The sequence below is a fragment of the Waterburya agarophytonicola KI4 genome (genome assembly GCF_020640915.1).
GTDB classification, from domain to species: domain Bacteria; phylum Cyanobacteriota; class Cyanobacteriia; order Cyanobacteriales; family Xenococcaceae; genus Waterburya; species Waterburya agarophytonicola.
Genome location: NZ_JADWDC010000015.1, coordinates 51,550 through 74,797, shown reverse-complemented (window position 1 = coordinate 74,797; position 23,248 = coordinate 51,550). Strand labels below are relative to the sequence as shown.

The following is a 23,248-nucleotide window of genomic DNA, read 5'->3' as shown; positions in this document are numbered from 1 at the left end:
GTACTGGCGATCGACAATTATTTATTACTTAATAGCACTATAACTAGGGTTTTCTCTAATAGAAGTATCATAAGGATTAGCCAAATCTCTAGTTACCATGCGCTCTCCCAGAGAAGATTGTTGGACGGTTCCTGCTTGATATAAGTTATCTATTGCTTTTCCATCTTTAGTGATATGTTGGTCGGGAAAGCCTGTAAAACCAAAAATAGTATCGAGTTGGCTGATAATATTACTTTGAACAAAAGCGTCTTGAGCTTTAGTGAAATAAGCTTCTGTGAATTTCTCATTCAGAGATTGCATTTCTGCCTTAGCTGGTAGAGAAAATATACTAGCAGTACTACCTACTAATAAGATTGTGGTTAATTTAGCAAACTTAATAGACATTACTTTATTGATTGATAAACTTCTGCTCAATCCTAGCTGAATATTTTGGGAAACAACAGTCTGTAATTTTCTTTTAGACTCTATTTTTCGCGCTTAATTTAGAATATTTTGTTCAGATTTAATTCATCTTCATAACTATCAATCTTTACTTTTGTAGTTTGTTTGACTCACATTTAAACAACGAATAAATTGGGGAAAGCTATACAATAAATTTTGCCTCATTTATTAAATTAACGAGTTTACTCACTAGTATGAATACAGATCGGATTGATAGCACTTCTTTAGGTACGGCTAAAACTGACACCCTCAGACAAGTATTATTAGATTTAATTGTCGAATATGCCTACGTAGAGGGGGACTTTCTGCTTTCTTCTGGGGCAAAAAGTTCTTACTATATAAACTGCAAGGAAGTAACCTTAAGAGCAGAAGGAGCATTAGCTCTAGGTCGTCTTTTGTTTCAGATATTACCTTCAGATACCATAGCAGTAGCTGGTCTAACTCTGGGTGCAGATCCGATGGTTTCTGCGGTAAGTGTGGTTTCTGCTTATGAAGGCAAACCTATTCCCGCTTTGATTATTCGTAAAAAGCCCAAAGGACACGGAACAAAAGCTTATATAGAAGGACCATCTTTAGCATCGGGAGCAAAGATAGTAGTTTTAGAAGATGTAGTGACTACAGGAGGTTCGGCATTAACTGCGGTGGAAAGATTGCAAACTGCGGGATATGAAGTGACGCAAATTCTTTCTTTGGTAGATAGAGAACAAGGCGGAAAAGAACTTTATCAATCGAAAGGAATTGATTTTCAAGCTCTATTTTCTATTAGAGAGATTCAAGAATATTAACCCATGGCACTTATAGCTTGTTAAAAAGACTTTACCTTTCGTTATACGAGATGGAATAGTTGTTAGTTAAGCTGAAAGAGTAATTATCTTTTTCTTACTTTCTTATGCAAACTATTTCTCCTCGCTCCCCTAAATCCCCAAACTGGTCGACCATTATTATGTTTGCCTTAGGATTTTGGCTTAGTGGTAGTCTAGTTTTTGATTTTCTGGTTGTTCCAGGAATGTTAACTACTGGAATGATGAATGAGCCTGGTTTTGCTAGTGCTGGCTACGTAATTTTTGGCACGTTCAATCATCTAGAGTTATTGTGTGCTGCTATTATTTTGGCTGGATGCTTGGTTTATCGTTTTGGCGATCTCTTCAATCAACAAGTCAGCTATAAGTCTGTTTTGACAGCAGCGACATTACTCGCGATCGCTTTGGTTTATACTTATTTCTTTACTCCCCAGATGAGTAGTGCGGGAATGTCTTTGGATCTGTTTGCTACCACTACAGAAAAAACTTCTACAACTATGACAGTGATGCACTTGGGTTATTGGAGTTTGGAAGTAACTAAACTATTTTGCGCGACTGCTTTATTACGCACCTTCTTCCGCAATTCTTGCAGTTTAGTTTAATCCAGCAATGAATAAGCTTATTGCTCGGATATTATGGTTAAAATCAAAATAATACCCGAGCATATTCCAAGCTTTATTGACAACTGGTGCTAATCTTAATTTCTCCCGCTAAAACCCTCGATTTTACAACTCCCGCAGAGTGCGATCGCTTTTCTCAACCTGCTTTTCTATCCGATACTGAAATATTAGTCAAGCAACTGCGTCAATTATCGGCAAACGAAATTTCGACCTTAATGAAGGTTAGCGATAAGTTAGGGGAATTAAATGCTGAACGCTATCAAGCTTGGCAACCTAGTTTTGATAATACTAATGCCAAACAAGCTTTACTGGCTTTTCAAGGGGATGTGTATCAAGGATTGAATGCAGATAGCTTCTCGCGATCGGATTTTGAGTTTGCTCAAGAACATTTAATAATATTATCGGGCTTATATGGTGTACTCAGACCATTAGATTTGATTCAACCCTATCGTTTGGAAATGGGGACAAAACTAACTCATGTTAAGTTAAAGGATTTATCGGCAAATACTCTCTACGAATTTTGGCAAGATAAATTAACTCAAGCAATCAACCAACAGTTAGACAAGTTAGGTAATCCTATCATAGTTAACTTGGCTTCTAACGAGTATTTTAAGGCTGTTCAACCCAAGTTGTTAACAAGAGAAATTATTACTCCCATCTTTAAGGATTGGAAAAATGGGAAGTATAAAATAATTAGTTTTTATGCAAAAAAAGCTCGTGGAATGATGTCGGCTTATATTATTAAAAACCGTCTTGAAAAGACAGAAGATATTAAAAGTTTTAGGGAAGCTGAATATAGTTTTAATGATGAATTGTCCGATGGAAATAATTTGGTGTTTACTCGCGGTTGATAGTAGATTTAGAACAAAGAGATCTCAAGATAAAACGATCGAGTAAGCAAATAAGAGGAGAAATTAATAGTAGAGTCGATCGCATTATCTCAAGATAGAATTATTAATTCAATTCGATTCTAATTTGTGATTCAATCCATTGAATCTCTTTCTTATTACACTGATGTTTGTGATAGCCATCAGTAGGAATGCGATCGCGAGTAGTAAACTTAGAATGAGTCAAAGTTTTTTTTCTGCAATACGTTTCTAGAAACTGGGTATTGCAAACTGGGTATTGCGTATAGATGCAATACCCAGTTTCTAATTATTAGATTAGATGACTTGTATTCTGAAACAATTACTGAATTCTCTAAGCAAAAACTCGTTCTTTTCTTGAATACCAGACATTGTAAATTTCCCCTTCTTACGTATCGTTAATGATGAAACACTTTAATTTAAGTGGTTAATGTATTATTGCATTTTATTGCATTAATACTACAAAAAAACAAGTGATTTTCTAATCAACCTTAATAAGTTCTTACTAGCTTCATATTACGAATATATTTGTTTAAAGAAATCATTTGATGATTAATTTAGATTTAAAATATGTACTTATTGCATCTAATGTTAGGTATAATTCCCTAGAATTTAATAATTTATATTGATTCCAAATTAAAAAGATAAGTTCAATTATGAAAAAATACATTGCAGAATTAATCGGAACATTTTGGTTAGTCGTGGGAGGTTGTGGTAGTGCGGTTTTAGCAGCCGTTTACACGGGAAATGCTGAAGATTTGGGTTTCTTTAACATTGGTCTGGGATTTCTTGGGGTATCCCTTGCTTTTGGTTTGACTGTAGTAACAATGGCATATGCGATCGGACATATCTCTGGATGCCATCTTAACCCCGCAGTGTCTTTTGGTTTGTGGGCGGGAAAACGCTTTTCTGGTAAAGAATTGCTGCCTTATATTATCGCTCAGGTGATAGGAGCGATCTTAGCTGGTGGATTTATTTATTTAATTGCCAGTGGTAATGGGAGCTTTAGCTTGTCTGGTTCAAATCCTTTGGCAACTAATGGTTTCGGAGAACATTCCCCTGGTGGTTATAATCTGCTCACCTGTTTGATTACAGAAGTAGTTATGACTTTTATGTTCTTGCTGATTATTTTAGGAGCGACAGATCTGCGCGCACCTGCTGGATTTGCACCTATTGCTATTGGCTTGGGACTAACTTTGATTCACTTGATTAGTATTCCCGTTACTAATACTTCTGTTAACCCCGCCCGCAGCACGGGGGTTGCTTTATGGGCTGGGAAAGAGCTATTTGCTCAGGTTTGGCTTTTCTGGTTAGCTCCCATTGTAGGCGCGGTTTTAGCAGGATTCACTTATCACAACGTTTTTGCCGAAGAAATTGCCGAACAAGATCAATTAGAAGCATTAACTGATAGTGATTTTGATCGCTCTCAACTAGACGAGGAACAAACTCCTCTCAACTAATAGCTTAATTAAGTTAGCAGACAGTAAGGTGGATTTTTTCACCTTACTTTTATAATTCGTCGGTCTACATATTCAAGAGACTTGCGATCGCACTAGGCAGAGGTAAAATCATCATAACCAGTAAAGCGAGGGAGAACAAACCTAAGAAATCTCTCGTATTATCTAGCTCGGTAACATCATTAAGAGCGGGTTGATCGATTAGGGGAATTAACCACATAATAATCGCCCAAATCCAAAAATAAGGATGAATTACGGCAAATAATACAGCTAAAATGCGAGTAATTTGCCCTACTGCGATCGCCATTTTTTGTCCGAATACAGCGTGGACGATATGTCCGCCATCTAGCTGTCCGATAGGCATCAGATTAATAGCAGTAATAAATAAGCCCACGCACCCCGCTACAGCTATGGGATGGAGTTGAATGCCCATATCTGGTGTCAAAGAAGAACCCAAGACTATTTTGGCAATTAAAGAAAAGAACAAGGATAAACGAGGATCTTGAGCCTGAAGATTGAAAATGGAAGATTCTTCTAAGGGTGTAATCTCGGAAAGAGAAAGTCCCCAAAACAAAACAGGAATAATTAACAATAAACCAGATAAAGAACTAATAATTGCCAGGTCAAACAGTCCTTTACGGTGAGGTATGGGAGATCTTCTTTGACTAAAAGCACCCAATGTACCCACGGCAAAATTATCTAGCAAGAAAGGAAAAGGCATAAAGTAGGGTAGAGTAGTCCGAATTTTATAATAAGCAGCCACAAAGTAATGACTAAATTTTTGTACTGCAATAATCAGTAACAATGGCAGACTATAGCTCAATCCTTTCAATAATAAACTAGGATTAGAAAACAATTCCTCTGACAGCGTGGCATCAATACTCACTCCTGCAATAGTAGTAGTTAAGAGGGTAATAAAGAACATTACTAAAGCAAAAACAACTCGCAGATCGTTTTCTGCTTCTCCTTTTTCGGCTGCTTTAGCTTGAGGATTGGGGACGAGAGCAAAAAAGGGCTTTCCGCGAAAACTTTCTTGAAAAATCAGAAAAAAGCGATCGCCGAAAGCTTTTTCTACATTGCTTTTAATTTCTTGATAAGCTTCTTCTGGGATGGTTTTTAGTTTACCCCGACAGAATATTGCTTGGGGGCGATAATCAATATTTTGCAGATAATAAACATTCCAGGGAAAACAGTTACGTAAAGTAGTTTCTTCGAGGTCGTTAATCGGACGAGGGGCGGAAGTAGATTCAGTAGCAGTTTTAGCCATAGCTAGGGGTTTAGGTTCAGTTTTTGTTGCGGTTGTTACGGTTGTTTCTCTGGTGTTTTCTATTTTCCCTCGCTGGACAAGCCATCCGTATAATAAAGGACAGACAATCAGAGGAAGTAAAAATACAGCTAGGGGTAAAGGTTGTTCTTCGCCAAAAATATAAGTCCAAACAGTCCAAATGCAAGATGGCAACATAATGACCAGCCAACACAGCCAGACGGGAGTGGTGGTTTTATGTCTCACGCTTCGATCGACAACGAGATAAGTAATGGGACTTAATATAACTAAAATCAACCAGAGTTTCATAAAAAGGCATTCTGAATCTGTATTTTGAATTCTCTTGCTAAATAACTATTTTGAACTAGAAATAGATCGGGTAAAGATAAAATTAAAATGTAATTAGACAGTATAAACTAAGGATCTCTATTTTTAGAATGCCCCAAAACTCCACCAAAATTAATCATGGAAGCTCCCTCAACATCAAATCTCCTCGGCTTATTTTGCCAGGAATTTTTGCGTTTGCTCCTAATCGAGATACCTTAGGTGCTACTTCTTATTTTATTGTAGATAAAATTGGCAACATTCTTCTTGATTGCCCTGCTTGGAATGAAACCAATCAAAAGTTCTTAATCGAGCAAGGTGGAGTCAGTTCGTTGATTATTACCCATCGAGGTGGTATCGGCAAAAATGTCATAGAGATGCAAAAAGCCCTCTCGTGTGAAGTAATATTACAAGAACAAGAAGCTTATCTATTGCCCGAAATTGAAGTAAATTCTTTTGCGGAAAATTTAACTATAGGATCGGATTTAGAGCTTATTTGGACTTGTGGACATTCTCCTGGTTCATCTTGTCTGTATTCACCACAGCAGGGAGGAATATTATTTACTGGGAGACATTTATTACCCAAATCGCCTACTGAAATTGTTCCTTTGCGTACTGCCAAAACTTTTCATTGGTGGCGACAACTAAATAGTATCAATAAATTATGCGATCGCTTTACTCCCGATACTCTTCAATATATTCTTCCTGGAGCAAATACGGGTTATCTCAGAGGAAAAGGTTATATCGATCTCGCTTACGAAAAATTATCCTCCCTCGATTTGACCGCCCTACATGGGACTACTGAATAATGCTTGCTGAAGAAAATCTTTGAGCTTTTTTAATTGACAAGTTTGAGCTAAATGAATAATTTTTTGGGTGAAAGGACTCAATTGAGGTTGGTCTTGGTTTAATTTTTCTGCTACAGATAAAGTGCTGCGAATATCTCCCTGCATAACCAAGGAAAGAAGCCGATCTAGTTCCTCTGGAGAGGGTAAAACCAGAGGTGTAGATTCAGTCTCTATTTGAGGGATCGATGTTGAAGGAGAAACAAAAGACTGAGCTAGATTGAGATATCGCCTTTCCCCTTGGGAATCTACCCATTCTAGATGGAGATATAGTTCGATGGTGTGTAATAATTGCTCGAAACTCAGTGGTTTTGCCAAAAATTGACTTGCCCCTACTTGATAACAATAAGATTCGTCTGCGGGAAGAGTGCTAGCAGAAACAATCACAATGGGAATGTCAGCAAATTGAGATTCTCGACGCAGATTTTGAGTAACTTCCCAACCATCCATTTGAGGCATAATCAAGTCCAGAATAATTAGATCGGGACGATGTTGTCGCGTTAAAGCGATCGCTTTTTCCCCAGAATTGGCTTCTAAAACATCAAAACCCAAGGGTACGAGAAAGTTAACCAGAATCTCCCGATTATTATCGAGGTCATCTACTACTAATATTTGGCGTTTTTTCCCCGTATATCCTGCAATATCAAAATCTAGAGCGGGAGACATTATAGGTATGGTGTTGTTGTTAACCGCCAAAAGATCGAGATCGAACCAAAAAATACTACCTTCATTTAACCTGCTGCGGACTTGAATCTCGCTTCCCATTTGCTCGACAAGATTCTTGCTAATAGTTAAACCTAATCCCGTACCTTCTTGGGATGATTGATGGGAATCTAATTGATAAAAAGGCAAAAATATATCTGTCAAACGATCTTCGGGTATACCACTGCCTGTATCTTGAACATAAAATCGAATGCGATCGCCCTTTTCCTGGCTCAAATCTAGGTTGTCGGGAAAATCTCGGACATAGCCCACCGTAAACTTAACTTTTCCTCTAGTGGTGAACTTTACAGCATTACTCAACAAATTAAGCAAGAGTTGACGCAATCTAGTTTCATCTCCTCTAATAGTTATTGGTAGATCGGATAAAACCTTGTGTTCAAATTCGATTGCCTTTTGTTGACAGCGGATGCGCATAATTGCAGCCAAATTATCTAGAAACGAAGGAAGAACAAAATCTCTAAACTCCAAATTCAGCTTTCCTGCTTCAATTTTGGCTATGTGGAGAATATCATTGATTAGAGTCAATAAATGTTGACCTGATTGCCCAATTACCTCAATACCCCGCTCTAGGGTAGCAGCATCAATATTATCTCGCTGGAGGATTTGAGCAAAACCCAAAATTGCATTGAGAGGAGTACGTAATTCGTGACTGGTATTGGCAATGAAAGCACTTTTAGCTTGGTTGGCTGCTTCGGCGGTTTCTTTAGCTTTTTTTAGTTGCCTGGTTTGGTTTTGAATTTGAAGGAATAGATCGACTTGAGCAATGGAAATACCTACTTGAATTCCTGTCTGGGTAAGCAAACGGATTTCTCCTTCTGTCCAGTGGCGAGGAATATGATTTTGATAAGCAGCTAATAATCCCCAAAGTTTATTCCCCTGAAAAATAGAAATGATACAAAAAGCTTTGGCTTGAATCTGTCTGTATACGTCTCGGTGACATTCAGTTAAATTAGCTAGGTCGACATCATTGATAATAAAGGTTTTGTGGGTATGAGAATAACCCCCTTTGGTTGCTTGCAAGCAAGTATCTGTCCAGCCAGTTTGTAAAAAACTACCCATTACGGGGGTATAGCCTTCTGCTACGGACTCGGCGACAAATTCCCCACTCCAATCGGGGTTAAAACGATAAATAGCAACGCGATCGCATTTGAGATTTTCTTTGAGTTTATCGGTGGTAGCCTGAAATATTTCTGAGAGATCGAGGCTTTGACGAATGGTTTCGACTATTTCGAGGACGGTACTTTCTCTTTTGGCACTGGCTCTTAATTCTGTCTCGGTTTGCTTTTGTTGGCTGATATCCGTAGCAATACCGCAGATGGCATAAACTCCACCGTCTTCGTCTATTAAGGGTGCTTTGGTAGAAATATAGGTATGAATGCAATCGTCAGCCAGTTTAATTTCTTCTTCAAATTGCAGTACGGATCTGGTAGCCAAAACCTGATTATCGTTGGCAATCATGGCTCTAGCATTTTGTTCGGGAAATAAGTCGCGATCGCTTTGACCCAATACGGCGGATTCTTCTAAGCCCAGAATAGCTAGATACTGGTTGTTAACCAAAAGATAACGTCCTTCAATATCTTTGAGATAAATTATTGAAGAAGTTGTGGCTAAAATTGCCCTCAGTCTAGCTTCAGATTTTTGCAAAGCTTGAGTGCGCTCTGCTACTCTTTTTTCTAAGCCTTGATTTAGTTGGCGCAGTTGCAGTTGAGACTTCTGCAAATCTTGATTGACTAAACGAAGTTGTTCTTGAATCTTTTTAAGCTCGTCAATATCAATAAAAGAAATTACGACTCCATCGAGACTTCCATCTTCTAATAAATAGGGATTGATCCGCATCAGGAAATATAAGTCTTGTTTGACGAGCTTGACTTCTCGATCTACAATTTTTTGACTGATAATTACTTGTTGTAGTTGCTCGATCAGATTGCCACAGTCTAGATTGTGAGTGATATGTTCTAGGGGGCGATCGATGTCTGCTTCTAATAAATTAATCGCCACCGTAGCAGCGGGGGTAAACTTACGTATTTTTAACTCTCGATCTAGAAAAACCACTCCAATATCGGTGCTGCGCAAGAGATTATCAATATCATTATTTACCTCCGTCAATTCTTCTATTTTGGATTGATATTCTGCATTAACCGTATAAAGTTCTTCATTAACTGAATGCAATTCCTCGTTGGTGCTTTGCAACTCCTCATTAGAAGCAATCAACTCTTCATTCGTCGCCTGTTGTTCTTCGTTGGTAGCTTCCAACTCTTCGATTACTGCTTGCAAGTTTTCGCGAGTTTGCTGCAATTCATCTTCTAGGTTAACAATGCGGTGAGATGCTTGAGTGTCGGCTTTAAACCTTTCTCCAGAAAAGAGTTGGATTGTTTCATCGTTTTGAATGACGATGGTAAAAAAATCGTCTGCTACAGTATTGCTTTCTTGATAAGTAACTTCTACCTTGAGGTTATATCTTCTGGTTTCATTTTCAGTTTTGATACCCAAATATGAAATAGGCGATCGCTCTCTTTTGGCGCGATGTAAGGCAGTAATCAGAGGTAGTTGCAAATCTCCAACAATTAGCTTAGTAATATCTGTTGTCGCTCTACCCGAGGGCATTTTAATCAGTTTCATACTATCGTTAAAAGTATGAAAAAGACGATATTCTCGATCTACTAAAAAACAAGTAGCTTTATATTTAGCCAGAAACAGACTAAAAGCTTTATTTAATATCGGTTCGAGATGATTTGATCGAATAGTTGGAGTTTGGTTGGCAGACAATAGGAAGTGAGAGTTTTTGTCTATTCCTCTAATGGAGGTATTTAATTTAATATCTCGCAGTTTTTGGTAGATTTTACCTTTTTGATACAAAGTTTCAAACTCAGACTCGATATAGCCCAAGCTTTCTGCTTCTCCCAATAATAAAATTCCTCTAGATACTAAAGAGAAGTGAAGATTGCGCAAAACATACTGTTGCAATTCTGACTGTAAATAAATCAAAACATTGCGACAACTAATAAAATTCATGCGGGTAAATCCTGCATCTTTAGTCAGATCGTGGGGAGCAAATAACAGTTTCTCTCGTAATTTTCGGGCTATTTGCCAAGAATTATCTTTAGACACAAAATACTGTTTCAATCGTTCTGGGCTAATATCATTCACAATGGACTGAGAGTATATACCCTGATTGGCTTTTTCTAAGGCTGTTTTGTTAATATCTGTAGCAAAAATTTTAAATCGAACTGGTTTATCAGATTTATCTACCGCTTCATCGAGTAAGATTGCCAAAGAATAGGCTTCTTCTCCCGTAGCGCAAGCAGTTACCCAACAGCGTATTTCCTCGTAGGGTTCGGCTTGGGCGATTAGCTGGGGAATAATGGTATTTTCGATAAAATTCCAAACAGGGCGATCGCGAAAAAATTGAGTTACACCAATTAATAGATCCCCTCGCAAAATTGCTCTTTCTTGGGTGGAATTTTTTAAAAGCCCAATAAAATCTTCTATATTTTCACAACCACTAATTAGATAACGGCGATAAACTCGACGAGCAAGAGTAGTCGTTTTATAGTGAGAAAAATCTATCTGTTCTTGTTGGGCTAAAATTTCGATAATACGTTGCAAGTTACTATTATTAGATAAATTCAGCAAGTCTGTGCTGTCTTTCTCTAGTGATGAAGGGGAGTTTACCAATTGATAGACTGTTCTAGCTAGTTGGGCGGGAGGCAGGACTCGATCCACTATTCCCGTGGCGATCGCCGTTTGGGGCATACCATCAAATTCAGCAGTTTTGGGTTCTTGTACCATTGTCATTCCTCCCGCTTCATAAATCGCCCTCAATCCATTTGTACCATCGCTTCCCGTCCCCGATAAAATGATACCAATCGCTCTTGCCGATTGATTTCCCGCTAGAGATTTGAAAAAGATATCGATGGGAAAATTTAAACCATTGCGGGTTCTTGTTTCTTGTTCTAACAAACGTAATTGCCTCTCTTCCAAAACCAAATTTTTACCAGGAGGAATCAAATAAATAGAATGAGGCTGTAGCGTCATGCCTTCTGTCACTCGATAAATTGCCATGGAGGTGCGTCTTTCTAACAACTCTTTCATCAGACTTTTAAAATCTGGCGAAAGATGTTGAATCACCACAAAAGCAGCATTGCTATCCGTTGGTATATGCTCGAAAAACTTTTCTAAAGCCCTTAGCCCACCCGCAGATGCGCCAATACCCACTACAAAAAAATCTGGTTGTGGAGAAACGGACTTTCCCATGGACTCTTTGTCTGACATTAGAGCGATCGCCTGGAGTATCGACTATGGTTTAAATCATATTATATTGTTAGATCTTGAGCAGCATTGCCAAAGTATCTCGGCTGCATGAACAAATAGCTAATACCAGAAAAGATTTTCATTACAAGCTGGCTAACCAATTGTGCGATGAAGCTGGGATGGTATTTGTTGAAGATTTAAACCTCAAGGCTATGTCTAGAGGAATGTTAAGAAAACACACCTTAGATGCAGGTTTTGGGCAATTTTTAAACATTCTTGAGTTTGTATGTCATAAGCGAGGAGTGTACTTTGAGGGTGTGGATTCAAATCTAACAAGTCAAACTTGTCCTAGATGCAAAACCATAACAGGAAAAAAACTACTATCCGAAAGAGTGCATTTTTGTGGTAGCTGCGGGTATACAACGGATCGAGATGTAGCAGCAGCACAAATAGTCGAGCAACGAGGATTAAAAGCTGCCCTAAAGGATACAGCTTCGCATATGGCGGTGGGGCGCACCGTCCAAGCCTCTGAAGGGGAAAGGTCTTAGAAGATCCCGCTCGCAGGAGGAATCCCCCGTCATTTATGCGGGGGAGCGTCAATGAAATGCAGCTGAGAATGTAGCTAAAAATAATTTTTAGTCAGTAATTATGAACTAAAAAAGCGATAGAATGAACAACGGCAAAGTTGTTCTACCCCATTTTAACCAGTTACTAATGTCCGATTTAATTCTTTTTTGGCATCGTCGCGATCTACGAATTTTAGATAATTTAGGATTAACTGCCGCAACAGAGCAAACTACTAAAGTAGTAGGCTTATTTTGTTTAGATCCCAACATCCTAGATCGCGATGATGTTGCCCCAGCTAGAGTTACTTACATGATTGGCTGTCTGCAAGAGTTACAGGAAAGTTATCAAAACCTAGGCAGCCAATTAATTATTATTCAAGGCGAACCCGAAAAGGCCATTCCTCAACTAGCTCAAGCACTAAAAGCCAAAGCAGTATATTGGAATCGAGACGTCGAACCCTATAGCAAAAATCGCGATCGCAATGTTACCGCAACTTTAAACGAAAAGGGTATAGAAATTAGCACTGTTTGGGATCAATTATTACACGCTCCAGGGGAGATCCTGACCAAATCTTCTGACTCTCCCTATAAGGTGTATACACCTTTTTGGCGTAGCTGGATTGGACAAGATAAACAAAGTGTCACCCCAGAAATTAAACAGCTAGCAGGGTTAAATAAGACCGAACTAGAAACGGCAAGTCAAGTAGGTGCGATCGCTTTACCTACGGCAAAAGAGTTAGGCTATGAATGGGAATATCCTTTGCTTCTTGCCCCTGGAGAAACCTCTGCCAAAGAGAAACTAGAAGAATTTTGTGACCGAACTATTTATAGTTACGACGAAGAACGCAATTTCCCCTATGTCGATGGTACATCACAATTAAGTGCCGCCCTAAAATTTGGTGTAATTGGCATTCGTACAGTCTGGCAAGCCACCGTCGATCTTGCTGAAAACTGTCGCAGCGATGAAGCCAAAAATGGAGTCGTGACTTGGCAAAAAGAACTAGCTTGGCGCGAATTTTATCAACACTGTTTATTTTTCTTTCCCGAACTAGCTGAAGGGGCATATCGCGATGAATTCAAAGACTTTCCTTGGGAAAACGACAAAACCAAATTTCAAGCCTGGTGCGAAGGAAAAACAGGTTATCCCATTGTTGATGCAGCCATGCGTCAGCTAAATGAAAGCGGATGGATGCACAATCGTTGTCGCATGATTGTTGCCAGTTTTTTAACCAAAGATTTAATTATTGACTGGCGTTGGGGGGAAAAATACTTCATGCAAAAACTCTTTGATGGTGATTTATCAGCGAATAACGGCGGTTGGCAATGGAGTGCTTCTAGCGGTATGGATCCCAAACCTTTACGTATTTTTAATCCCGCATCCCAAACTGCTAAATTTGACCAGGATGGGGATTATATTCGTCAATGGTTGCCCGAAATAAGCTCAATGGATACGGAGTATTTGGTTACAGGCAAAATACCAGAATTAGAAAGGGCTAGTTACGATTATCCCCAGCCTATTGTGGATCACAAAGTGCAGCAGCGTAAGTTTAAAGAGCTTTATAAACAACAGAAGAATTAAGTGTTGTTTATAATTTTTATAATTTATTTCTTAGGAGTAATTTAGGAGTAATTTAATTTAGCCGACATCTTGGCATCATAAATACCTTCAGACCAATTTTTGGCATCTTTTATTTGTGCTGCGGTTAAATTTTCTACGCCAAAAAATTTGGTTTTGTGTAGGTTTGCATTCGTTAACAAGCACTGATTAAAATCAACATCGCCAAAATAAGCCCGAGTTAAATTTGCGCGGACAAAGTTTGTCCCTAAAATATTCGCGCCTACAAAGTCTACATCCTGCAAATCGGCTTCAATTAAATCCGTATAGCTCAAATTTGCCCCAGTTAGCTGACTATTACTCAAATTAGCATTGGTTAACTTGGTTTCTACTAAATTAGCGTGGCTTAGATTAGCATTACTTAGATTGGCATTGCTGAGATCTGCCCCCGACAGGTAAGCATTGCTGAGATCTGCCCCTTCTAAGTTGATTCCTCGTAAATCTGCTTCAGGGGCTGTGAAACCTCTTAAGGGTATGCGATCGTCGTTTAAATCTTGGAGAGCTTGTAACCTGGCATAACTATTTCTCAAACCATGAGCAGAATCAATGGTTTTCCAGGCTTCATAGTGGGCTTGCTTATCTCTTTCTGGTGCTTCTAAGAAAAACAGCCATACTGCCACTAAGATGCTAAAACCTTCAACAATATTTAACAAAACCGATTCTCTAATCTGGCAAAATAACCAAGATTCTGTTGGTTGACAGGTTTTTTCTGCACCAAATGTAGTTTCGATCGCCAGAATTAAAACAATTAACATAGAAGTACCCCCAACAGCCAACAAAATACGATAAAAAGAACGTTGTAATTTTTTATTGCCAATTTTCATCGAGATTTCTCCTGCGGGGGATTAAAAAAACAGTTTGCTGTTATTTTCTACACTTCTACTGATTGTGCTGGTGGGCGAACCAATAGTGTTGAGAATACTAGTAAATAAGCTCATTGAAAACAGATGGATATTATGGTAATTTAACCTACTAAGTAGATGTACTAAGCATATATACGTTAATTATTTTAGTAAACATATAAATTTTAATATTTATTTAGCCGTCAAAATCTAAAGCTGGCAACCCTGTTTAACGAGCAAACACTATTTTGTAAATTTAAAATCAATTAATTAAGATGCTTCACAGTTCCAAAAAGAGTAGGTTAAATTCAAGCAGCAGAAAGGTTTTAGAATTAAAATTTCCAGTCCAAGATATTCGTTCGGCTAAAAATTATAGCTTTCTCATCAAGCGTATTTTTGATGTTGTAGTAGCAAGCTCAATGTTAATAGTATTAGCATTACCAATGTTGGTTGTGATGGCAGCAATTAAACTAGATTCGACTGGTTCGGTTTTTTTTAGCCAACCTCGTATTGGGCTTGGAGGTAAAGAGTTTAACTTACTTAAGTTAAGAACTATGGTGGAAAATGCTTCTAATATGCAAGTCGATTTAGAAAGCAATAATGAAGTGGAAGGTGGTGTTTTATTCAAAATAAAAGATGACCCCAGAATCACTAAAGTTGGTAAATATTTACGTCGTTATAGTGTTGACGAGATACCACAATTAATTAATGTAATTAAAGGTGAAATGAGCTTAGTAGGGCCTCGTCCTCTTACTTTAAGAGATTCTTCAAAACTGTCCCCAGAAAAATTTTCTCGTTATCAAGTCTTGCCAGGAATTACGGGAATGTGGCAAGTATACGGTAGATCTGATTCTAGCTCAAAACAACTTCATCTATACGATCGCTTTTATATCAATAGATGGTCTTTATTGTTAGATTTTACGATCGTAATTAAAACTGTTTTGGTAGTGGTTGCGGGTAGGGGTGCATATTAGATGGGTTTGGCGAAATTCACAGTAGTAAAGATTAGTTTTCGGACTGTTTGAGTAATAAGTAATAAGTAATTATAGTTTTTTCCAAAAGAGCGAAAAATAATAAATAATCTTTCAACTTGAGGTCATTCAAACATTATTATTTTTGTCATCTATTGCAAGATATAAAAAAATAAAAGATGCAAACTTTAAAAATATGTCCTATAGTAGATGAAATATTTTTCGACTATAAATTTAATCTAGAGTTAATCGATTTATGGAAAGAAAACTTAAAGAACTCATTGGTCAATCAGATATATGGCTTTTTATACAAAGTAGTAATGGCTGGGTTAAGAATGTAGAAATTCTTGATGTAGATTCAAAAACAGTGTCTTTTCGCTATCAACATGAGTCTGCTGTTGAGACAAGAATATGGGAAAAAACAACTAGACTAGAAAATATTTTGGAAATCGATCTTCGAGTTGCTGCTGTTCCTAAATGCGAGCAAAAGCTACAGGATATGCGGGATAAATTTACTCGTTTACTAGAAGAATAAGTTTATTTCCTCAGAAGCGATCGCTTTGGTGAATTTAAGACTGGACTGCTTTCCTAGTCTCCCCCAAATAGATTAAAGTAAAAGGTCTAGGTCTTATAACCCACAAAGGAATCAGAAAAAGCGATCGCCATGTCTGCTGTAACTACTGCACCCAAAAATATCAACTTCCCCCTAACCGCTATTGTCGGACAGGAGACAATTAAGCTGGCTTTACTCTTAGCTGCCATCGATCCAGAACTAGGCGGAGTAGCGATCGCTGGTCGTCGAGGAACGGCTAAATCAGTAATGGCAAGGGCAGTCTATAATCTTTTGCCACCTATAGAAATTATCAAGGGTTCTCTCTACAATTGCGACCCCAATAAGCCCCAAAATTGGGATGATGATACTGTTGTTCGGTATGGAGATATTCCCATGGAAAATATCCCCACCCAAATTATTCCCGCGCCTTTTGTGCAAATACCATTGGGAGTTACAGAAGATAGATTACTCGGTTCGGTAGATGTAGAAGAGTCGGTTAAGCGTGGCGAACCGATCTTTCAACCAGGATTACTGGCGCAAGCCCACCGTGGGGTTTTATATATTGATGAGATCAATCTTTTGGACGACCAAATTGCCAACCAGTTACTGACAGTCTTAACCGATGGACGAAATGTAATCGAACGGGAAGGTATTAGTTTTCAGCATCCTTGCAAACCAATTTTAATTGCTACCTATAACCCCGAAGAGGGGGTATTGCGGGAACACCTTTTAGACCGTATTGCGATCGCTCTTTCCGCTGATGGAGTATTATCTCTAGAACAACGGGTAGAAGCAGTAAATCAAGTAATTGATTTTACCAACTCCCCCCAAGAGTTTATCAATGCTTATGAAGGAGATATCGACAGCCTGAGGACAGATATCATTCTGGCGCGGGAATGGCTCAAGGAAGTTAAAATAAGTCACGATCAGGTTTTATATTTGGTACAAGAAGCTGTTCGGGGAACAGTAGAAGGACATCGCGCCGAACTATTTGCGGTTCGGGTAGCCAAAGCCTGCGCAGCCTTAGATGGTAGAGATAACGTAATTGCTGAGGATCTCCGCAAAGCAGTAGAACTTGTAATTATTCCCCGCGCTACGACGATCGAAACACCTCCAGAAGACGCACCCCCACCACCCCCACCACCACCACAGCAGCAGCAAGACGAACCAGATTCAGACCAAGAACAAGACGAAGACGAACAAGAAGAACAAGAAGAACAAGAAGAACAAGAACAAGAGCCTCCTGCTATTCCCGACGAGTTTATCTTTGATATTGAAGGGGTAATATTAGATCCTGAAGTATTAACCTTTGCTCAAACCATGCAACGTCAGGGCAAATCTGGGGCGCGCAGTCTGATTTTCTCCGATGATAGGGGAAGATATATTAAGCCCATGATTCCCAAAGGGAAAGTAAAAAGAATTGCAGTAGATGCAACTTTACGAAATGCTGCACCCTATCAAAAAGCACGTAGAGAACGCAACCCTGGGCGTAATGTAATTGTCGAACAAAGCGATATCCGTTCTAAACGGATGGCGCGCAAAGCAGGTTCGTTAATTATTTTTGTGGTAGATGCTTCTGGTTCGATGGCATTAAATAGAATGCAGTCGGCGAAAGGTGCGGTAATGCGATTATTAACCGAAGCCTATGAAAATCGAGATCAAATTTCCTTGATTCCTTTTAGAGGCGAACGAGCAGATGTTCTCTTGCCTCCCACGCGATCGATTACCATGGCAAAAGGTAGATTAGAAACTTTACCCTGTGGTGGAGGTTCTCCCTTATCTCATGGCTTAACTCAAGCGGTAAATGTGGGCATCAACGCTCAAATGTCTGGAGATATAGGACAAGTGGTAATTGTGGCCATTACCGATGGTAGAGGTAATATTCCCCTATCTCGTTCTTTAGGAGAAATGCCCGAAGAAGGAGCAGAAAAACCCAATATTAAAGAGGAATTGCTCGATATTGCAGGAAAAGTGCGGGCCACAGGCATGAAACTGCTAATGATCGATACGGAAAGCCGTTTTGTCTCTACTGGTTTTGCTAAAGAGCTAGCCAAACAAGCAGGGGGTACTTATTATCATTTACCTAAAGCTAACGATAAAGCGATCGCAGATATGGCGAGAGGGGCGATTTCTGTTTAAGTATCTGTTTCATGCTTACAAGCGATCGCTTTATAATATTTCTAACTTTTGTAATGAATTGTAATAAATAATAAACCTGTTTATTGCCCAACCAACATAAATGCAGCCCATTGGTAGGGTTTAGGATATTCTTTAATGGTATTTAACATTGCCTGACGTAGAGCCTGGGGTTGATTGGGGTTTTTGGCTAATTGACGATAAAAATCTGTCATTAGTGCGGAGGTGGGGAGATCGGGGACATACCACAGGGAAACGATAGTACTTTGCGCCCCTGCTAAAAGAAACGAACGGGACAAACCAACCACCCCATCCCCTGTAATTCTTCCCCGCCCAGTATTACAAGCACTCAGTACAACTAATTCTGCATCAAGATTGAGATCGAGTATTTCTTCGGCGGTTAAAAAGCCTTCTGTATGATCGCTAGTCGAAAGTGCGAGGGAGCTTTGTAAGCCTTGATTTTCATCGAATAAACCGTGGGTGGCAAAATGAATTAGATCTGCTTGTGGCATCTTCTCCACGATAGTGGTTTCGGTGGCTGCTGAACCAATTATAGGAGCTGCATTTAAAATATCGGCGATTGCTTTTGCCTCGATTTCTGCTCCTGGTAAATTTGCCAATGATTCGGGCATGGGTGCGGGATTGCCCACAATTAATGCTTGAGAAGAATCTAAAGTCGATTTGCTGGGTTTTATTGCCAAGGTTTGGATCGAAGGAGCAATTTGCATAGTGTGTTCCTCAATTAAGAATTTTCCCTGATCGTTTTGTAAGGCGGGAAAAGGAACGAGAAATAATGAGTCTTGGGGAATAAAAACAACTAATGCTTCGGGATCTTCGGGTAATAGATCTTTGATTGGTTCGATGAGTAATTTGTAGCCATCTCTAGGAAAACTAAGCTTGCGATGATTCTCCGTCGTATCCGAGCTATTTTCGCCACGGAATGAAACCACGTAGTCTTGCAGTCTGGGCTTTTGGCGATCGCGTCCCCCCGATGCAGCATTGCGAGATTCCCGAGATACCCTAGCAACAGAAGTGTTGAATTGCTCTTTAATAACTGTCAAATCTAGAGCGCGAAAATCAATTTTTCCTTGGGGATTAACTACCCAGATATAAAATTGTGATTCCTCTCCCTTTCGATCTTGAATAATGGAATAGTTAACTATAGTTGCTCGACGATTTTTGGCGATGGCTTTGATTGCTTGGATGTTGGGAGGAGTCAGATCGATTTCTGTAGTAGATTTCCCAGACGATCTTTGTGCTAATAATTCAATAAAAGCTCTGGCTCGACTGCGCTCGGCTATAGTTAAAGCTTTCATCGGTTTATTTTGGGCTATATAAGCCTCTTGCAACAAGTCGTAAGTCAGTCTTTGACTTTCTGCTAGGGAAATCTTTTGTTCGTCTCGCAAACCAGGGCGTAGAGATTCAAAGATTTTAATACTAGACTCTAAAGTCTGACTTGCACCTTGATAGTCTGCCAATTCCATCTCGATCGCCCCCAAACCGCTGAGGGCTTTTGCTTCGCCTAGGCGATCTCCATTACTTTTCGCCCAACTTAAAGCTTGTTCTAAATAATCTCTGGCTAAATCGTATTTTTTTCTCTGAGTGTAGTAATAACCTAAATTAGTCAAGGTAATTACTCGCCCCACTCCCCCCGAATTAGACAGCGTACCTTCGGCATTTTGCAGGTATTCTAAAGCGCGGTTACTTAAGCCTAGTTCGGTAGCCAATAAACCCAGATTATTCAAAACGTATACCTGTCTGCTCCACGCCCCCGCACTCCTCAATTGTCCCAATGCCTCTTGATATTGCTTGAGAGCCTTATTTCTATCCCCCGTAAGCTGATAGGCTCTACCCAGATTTTCCAGGGTTTTGGCTTTCCCCACGCGATCGCCTATAGTGTTGGAAACAGAATGAGCTTGCTCGAATGTCTTAAGAGCCTCGTCATATTGTCCTATTTCTAGTTGAATCGAGCCTAAGGCGTTAAAGGTGCGTCGTCGCAAATGAGAATCGCTATAGGGGGAATTGACTGTCTGGGCTAAATAGTTTTCTGCTTGTTTATATAGCCCTTGGTGAGTAAAGACTTCTCCCAAACCAATTTTCGCTTCATTCAATTCTTGTCTTGCCAGGCGATCGCTCAATCCAGCTATTTGTAGTTCGTGGACTCCTACCCTGAGCTTACTTAGTGCTTCGTTATAATCTCCCAACTCCAAAGCAATTAAACCCGCCAAAGTTTTGGCTTTACCATCATTGGTACTGTAATTGACAACTTGTAAGGCTTGTCTTTGTTTGATTTGTGCTTGTTGGTAATTGGCTTCTTTATAATCAATGCGAGCCAGTTCGATCAGACAATTATACTGTCCAGTGCGATCTCCTAGAGTTTGATATATCTTTAAAGCATTGTGCAATTTAGGTTTAGCTGCAAACAAACTACCCGAAGCAATTGTTTCTCTAGCTGCTTGATAGTCCCGATCTGCTGTCTGTTTACTAGCAGTTTGAGCTTGTACTACTTCTGGATTAACTCCCATGGCGATCGTTATGGCAGGAATCAACAGACACCACAATAATAAAGATCGACAGACAGAATATCCCAGGCTAAAACCCTTTAAATATCTCATAAAGAACTATTTTTCACTCCGACTAATAACTATACTTTCTTAGCCTCTAGGAGTGAAATTGCGAAACAGTAGTCTTACTTACGAGATAAACTATTTTAACTTTTAGACGTCTGAAAGGCTAATTCACATCAGGCGTATTAGACTAAAATTAACGCCCTAGATATCAAACCAAGCAATGACTAGTACCAAATCTCTTGATAATGCGATCGACCTAAATGACCCTCAATATTATTTCAATCGAGAATTAAGCTGGTTAGAATTTAACCGAAGGGTTTTAGCAGAAGCATTAGATAAAAGAACTCCCTTGCTAGAGCGTCTCAAGTTTATGGCAATATTTAGTTCTAATTTAGATGAATTCTTTATGGTTAGGGTGGCTGCACTCAAAAAACAAGTAGCAGCAGGGGTAACAAAACTATCGGCAGATGGTCGAACTTCCAAACAACAGTTAGAAGCGATCGCTAACATGCTGACACCAATAATTAAAAAACAACATCAGCATTTTGAAAAGATTTTAAAAAAAGAATTAAATCAATCTGGAGTTCATATCCTCAATTATGTCGATTTGAATCAAGAACAAAGAGCTTATCTTAACGAGTTTTTTGAAGAATATATTTTTCCTGTTTTAACGCCCTTAGCAGTAGATCCTTCCCATCCATTTCCCTATATTTCTAACCTTAGTTTAAATTTAGCAGTAGTTTTAAAAGATCCTCAGATTGATAACGAGCTATTCGCCCGAGTTAAAATCCCTCAAGTGCTTTCTCGTTTTATCGCCCTACCCGAAGAATTAAGACAAACTCACCAAAAAAAGCCAGGAGTTTGGACTGGCGTACCTATAGAACAAATTGTGACTCACAATTTAGAATATCTATTTCCTGGGATGAGCATTTTAGAGTCTTATGCCTTTCGAGTCACCCGTAACGCAGACTTATCGGTAGAAGAAGACGAAGCAGACGATCTACTACTAGCGATCGAAAAAGAACTCCAAAAACGACGCATGGGGGGTTCTTCGGTGAGATTAGAAATTGAAGCCTCTGTTTCGCCTGAAATTCGTTCGACTATTATTCGTGAGATGACTTTAGAGGAAAGTGATGTCTACGATATTGATGGTTTATTGAGCTTGGGAGATTTAATGTCATTTATGGCACTACCCCTAGCCGAACTCAAAGATAAACCCTGGAATGCCGTACTGCCTCCTCGTCTTAGCTGGCTGCAAGAAAATGATGGAGACAGTAGTGGAGAAGGAGAAAGCTTTTTTAACGTAATTCGTCATGGAGATTTGTTAGTCCATCATCCCTATCATTCTTTTACCAGCACCGTACTCCGTTTTATCAGCGAAGCAGCCTCCGATCCTCACGTATTGGCGATCAAAATGACTTTGTATCGTACTTCAGGAGACTCGCCTATTATTAAATCCTTGATTGCAGCAGCCCAAAATGGCAAGCAGGTAGTGGTATTAGTCGAGCTTAAGGCGCGTTTTGATGAAGAGAATAATATTCTCTGGGCGAAGAAACTGGAAAAGTCAGGAGTTCACGTAGTTTATGGCGTTACGGGGTTAAAAACCCATACTAAAATTACTCTGGTAGTGCGCCAAGAAAAAGAACGCATACGTCGCTACGTTCATATTGGTACGGGGAACTACAATCCGAAAACTGCCAAAATATATACCGATCTAGGTCTTTTAAGCTGTAATCCAGAATTGGGTGCGGATTTAACCGATTTATTCAATTTTTTGACTGGTTATTCCCAACAAAAGTCTTATCGCAAATTGCTGGTTGCTCCTGTAAGCTTGCGCGATCGCATTATCGCTATGATTAAACGAGAAATAGAACATTGTCGTCAGGGTAAAACTGGTCGCATTGTGGCTAAAATGAACTCTCTAGTAGACCAAGAAGTAATTCAAACTATATATCTAGCTTCCCAAGCGGGAGTGGAAATAGATTTGATTGTGCGGGGCATCTGTTGCTTGCGTCCTGGCATTCCTGACTTTAGCGATAAAATTCGCGTTATTAGTATCATCGGTCGTTTTCTGGAACACTCTCGTATTTTCTATTTTCACAATAATGGTGATGAAGAAATTTATATTGGTAGTGCAGACTGGATGACTCGGAACCTCAGTCGTCGCGTGGAAGCAGTTACTCCCATTGACTCTCCTGAAATATTTGGGGATTTACAAGAGATTTTGGGGGTAATGTTAGCGGACAATCGTAAAGCTTGGGAATTGCAGTCCGATGGTACATTTGTGCAGCGAAAACCCAGAAAAGATGAAGAAGTCAGAAATACTCACCAAACCTTTATGGAAATGGCTTTGCAATCAGCAGGGATTGTTGATAGTTAATTTTGCTAAATAAATGATTGAGCC

General features: G+C 39.3%; 15 protein-coding genes and 1 pseudogene. 11 read left to right on the top strand and 5 right to left on the bottom strand.

Annotated elements, in window-relative coordinates:
• Window positions 1-24: 24 nt before the first annotated feature.
• Window positions 25-384 carry a serine/threonine protein kinase gene (locus tag I4641_RS08535; RefSeq protein WP_229640063.1) on the bottom strand — a complete coding sequence of 120 codons (360 nt, stop codon included), beginning with the start codon at window positions 382-384 and terminating at the stop codon, window positions 25-27.
• Between the two features lie 251 nt (window positions 385-635).
• Between I4641_RS08535 and pyrE the strand changes: the two genes are divergently transcribed.
• From pyrE to aqpZ, 4 genes are all read left to right on the top strand, one after another.
• On the top strand, window positions 636-1,226 hold the full coding sequence (pyrE, locus tag I4641_RS08530; RefSeq protein WP_229640062.1) for an orotate phosphoribosyltransferase: 591 nt from the start codon (window positions 636-638) through the stop codon (window positions 1,224-1,226).
• A 104-nt stretch (window positions 1,227-1,330) separates the two neighbouring features.
• The gene (locus tag I4641_RS08525; protein WP_229640061.1) at window positions 1,331-1,843 is read left to right on the top strand and encodes a DUF4149 domain-containing protein; all 513 of its coding nucleotides are present in this window, start codon (window positions 1,331-1,333) and stop codon (window positions 1,841-1,843) included.
• 86 nt (window positions 1,844-1,929) lie between these two features.
• Window positions 1,930-2,712, top strand: a complete 783-nt coding sequence (gene yaaA / locus I4641_RS08520) for a peroxide stress protein YaaA (protein WP_229640060.1) — start codon at window positions 1,930-1,932, stop codon at window positions 2,710-2,712.
• 671 nt (window positions 2,713-3,383) lie between these two features.
• Window positions 3,384-4,187 (top strand): aquaporin Z, encoded by an 804-nt coding sequence (gene aqpZ, locus I4641_RS08515; RefSeq protein ID WP_229640059.1) that lies wholly within the window; start codon window positions 3,384-3,386, stop codon window positions 4,185-4,187.
• Window positions 4,188-4,251: 64 nt separating this feature from the next.
• Here aqpZ and I4641_RS08510 read toward each other — a convergent pair whose 3' ends face one another.
• Window positions 4,252-5,757 (bottom strand): site-2 protease family protein, encoded by a 1,506-nt coding sequence (locus I4641_RS08510; RefSeq protein WP_229640058.1) that lies wholly within the window; start codon window positions 5,755-5,757, stop codon window positions 4,252-4,254.
• Window positions 5,758-5,885: 128 nt separating this feature from the next.
• Between I4641_RS08510 and I4641_RS08505 the strand changes: the two genes are divergently transcribed.
• A complete protein-coding gene (locus tag I4641_RS08505; RefSeq protein ID WP_229640057.1) occupies window positions 5,886-6,581 on the top strand; it encodes an MBL fold metallo-hydrolase in 696 nt (231 codons plus the stop codon).
• Here I4641_RS08505 and I4641_RS08500 read toward each other — a convergent pair.
• On the bottom strand, window positions 6,561-11,612 hold the full coding sequence (locus tag I4641_RS08500) for a chemotaxis protein CheB (protein WP_229640056.1): 5,052 nt from the start codon (window positions 11,610-11,612) through the stop codon (window positions 6,561-6,563). The genes I4641_RS08505 and I4641_RS08500 overlap by 21 nt on opposite strands.
• A 71-nt stretch (window positions 11,613-11,683) precedes the next feature.
• Here I4641_RS08500 and I4641_RS08495 point away from each other — a divergent pair.
• Both I4641_RS08495 and I4641_RS08490 read left to right on the top strand, forming a co-directional pair.
• Window positions 11,684-12,139, top strand: a pseudogene (locus I4641_RS08495) (RNA-guided endonuclease InsQ/TnpB family protein); the annotation flags it as partial.
• A 166-nt stretch (window positions 12,140-12,305) separates the two neighbouring features.
• Window positions 12,306-13,736, top strand: coding sequence for an FAD-binding domain-containing protein (locus I4641_RS08490; protein ID WP_369426750.1), 1,431 nt, complete (start codon window positions 12,306-12,308; stop codon window positions 13,734-13,736).
• A gap of 41 nt (window positions 13,737-13,777) precedes the next feature.
• Here I4641_RS08490 and I4641_RS08485 read toward each other — a convergent pair whose 3' ends face one another.
• Window positions 13,778-14,596: a pentapeptide repeat-containing protein gene (locus tag I4641_RS08485; protein ID WP_229640053.1), complete on the bottom strand. Its 819-nt coding sequence runs from the start codon at window positions 14,594-14,596 to the stop codon at window positions 13,778-13,780.
• Between the two features lie 293 nt (window positions 14,597-14,889).
• On the opposite strand from I4641_RS08485, the gene I4641_RS08480 reads away from it, so the two are divergent.
• The 3 genes from I4641_RS08480 to bchD all read left to right on the top strand — a co-directional run bounded on the left by I4641_RS08480 (window position 14,890) and on the right by bchD (window position 18,277).
• Complete coding sequence (locus I4641_RS08480; protein ID WP_229640052.1) at window positions 14,890-15,588, top strand: sugar transferase; 699 nt, start codon at window positions 14,890-14,892, stop codon at window positions 15,586-15,588.
• A 253-nt stretch (window positions 15,589-15,841) separates the two neighbouring features.
• Window positions 15,842-16,120 carry a DUF6679 family protein gene (locus I4641_RS08475; RefSeq protein ID WP_229640051.1) on the top strand — a complete coding sequence of 93 codons (279 nt, stop codon included), beginning with the start codon at window positions 15,842-15,844 and terminating at the stop codon, window positions 16,118-16,120.
• Between the two features lie 129 nt (window positions 16,121-16,249).
• Window positions 16,250-18,277 (top strand): magnesium chelatase ATPase subunit D, encoded by a 2,028-nt coding sequence (gene bchD / locus I4641_RS08470; protein ID WP_229640050.1) that lies wholly within the window; start codon window positions 16,250-16,252, stop codon window positions 18,275-18,277.
• Window positions 18,278-18,357: 80 nt separating this feature from the next.
• Here bchD and I4641_RS08465 read toward each other — a convergent pair whose 3' ends face one another.
• Window positions 18,358-20,889, bottom strand: a complete 2,532-nt coding sequence (locus I4641_RS08465) for a CHAT domain-containing protein (RefSeq protein ID WP_229640049.1) — start codon at window positions 20,887-20,889, stop codon at window positions 18,358-18,360.
• Window positions 20,890-21,064: 175 nt separating this feature from the next.
• Between I4641_RS08465 and ppk1 the strand changes: the two genes are divergently transcribed.
• Window positions 21,065-23,224: a polyphosphate kinase 1 gene (gene ppk1 / locus I4641_RS08460; protein ID WP_229640048.1), complete on the top strand. Its 2,160-nt coding sequence runs from the start codon at window positions 21,065-21,067 to the stop codon at window positions 23,222-23,224.
• Window positions 23,225-23,248 lie beyond the last annotated feature (24 nt).

Excerpts from the sequence above, each read along its gene's own strand:
- I4641_RS08535 (WP_229640063.1), bottom strand. The coding sequence starts at position 384 with ATGTCTATTAAGTTTGCTAAATTAACCACAATCTTATTAGTAGGTAGT.
- pyrE (WP_229640062.1), top strand. The coding sequence starts at position 636 with ATGAATACAGATCGGATTGATAGCACTTCTTTAGGTACGGCTAAAACT.
- I4641_RS08525 (WP_229640061.1), top strand. The coding sequence starts at position 1,331 with ATGCAAACTATTTCTCCTCGCTCCCCTAAATCCCCAAACTGGTCGACC.
- aqpZ (WP_229640059.1), top strand. The coding sequence starts at position 3,384 with ATGAAAAAATACATTGCAGAATTAATCGGAACATTTTGGTTAGTCGTG.
- I4641_RS08510 (WP_229640058.1), bottom strand. The coding sequence starts at position 5,757 with ATGAAACTCTGGTTGATTTTAGTTATATTAAGTCCCATTACTTATCTC.
- I4641_RS08505 (WP_229640057.1), top strand. The coding sequence starts at position 5,886 with ATGCCCCAAAACTCCACCAAAATTAATCATGGAAGCTCCCTCAACATC.
- I4641_RS08500 (WP_229640056.1), bottom strand. The coding sequence starts at position 11,612 with ATGTCAGACAAAGAGTCCATGGGAAAGTCCGTTTCTCCACAACCAGAT.
- I4641_RS08490 (WP_369426750.1), top strand. The coding sequence starts at position 12,306 with ATGTCCGATTTAATTCTTTTTTGGCATCGTCGCGATCTACGAATTTTA.
- I4641_RS08485 (WP_229640053.1), bottom strand. The coding sequence starts at position 14,596 with ATGAAAATTGGCAATAAAAAATTACAACGTTCTTTTTATCGTATTTTG.
- I4641_RS08480 (WP_229640052.1), top strand. The coding sequence starts at position 14,890 with ATGCTTCACAGTTCCAAAAAGAGTAGGTTAAATTCAAGCAGCAGAAAG.
- I4641_RS08475 (WP_229640051.1), top strand. The coding sequence starts at position 15,842 with ATGGAAAGAAAACTTAAAGAACTCATTGGTCAATCAGATATATGGCTT.
- bchD (WP_229640050.1), top strand. The coding sequence starts at position 16,250 with ATGTCTGCTGTAACTACTGCACCCAAAAATATCAACTTCCCCCTAACC.
- I4641_RS08465 (WP_229640049.1), bottom strand. The coding sequence starts at position 20,889 with ATGAGATATTTAAAGGGTTTTAGCCTGGGATATTCTGTCTGTCGATCT.
- ppk1 (WP_229640048.1), top strand. The coding sequence starts at position 21,065 with ATGACTAGTACCAAATCTCTTGATAATGCGATCGACCTAAATGACCCT.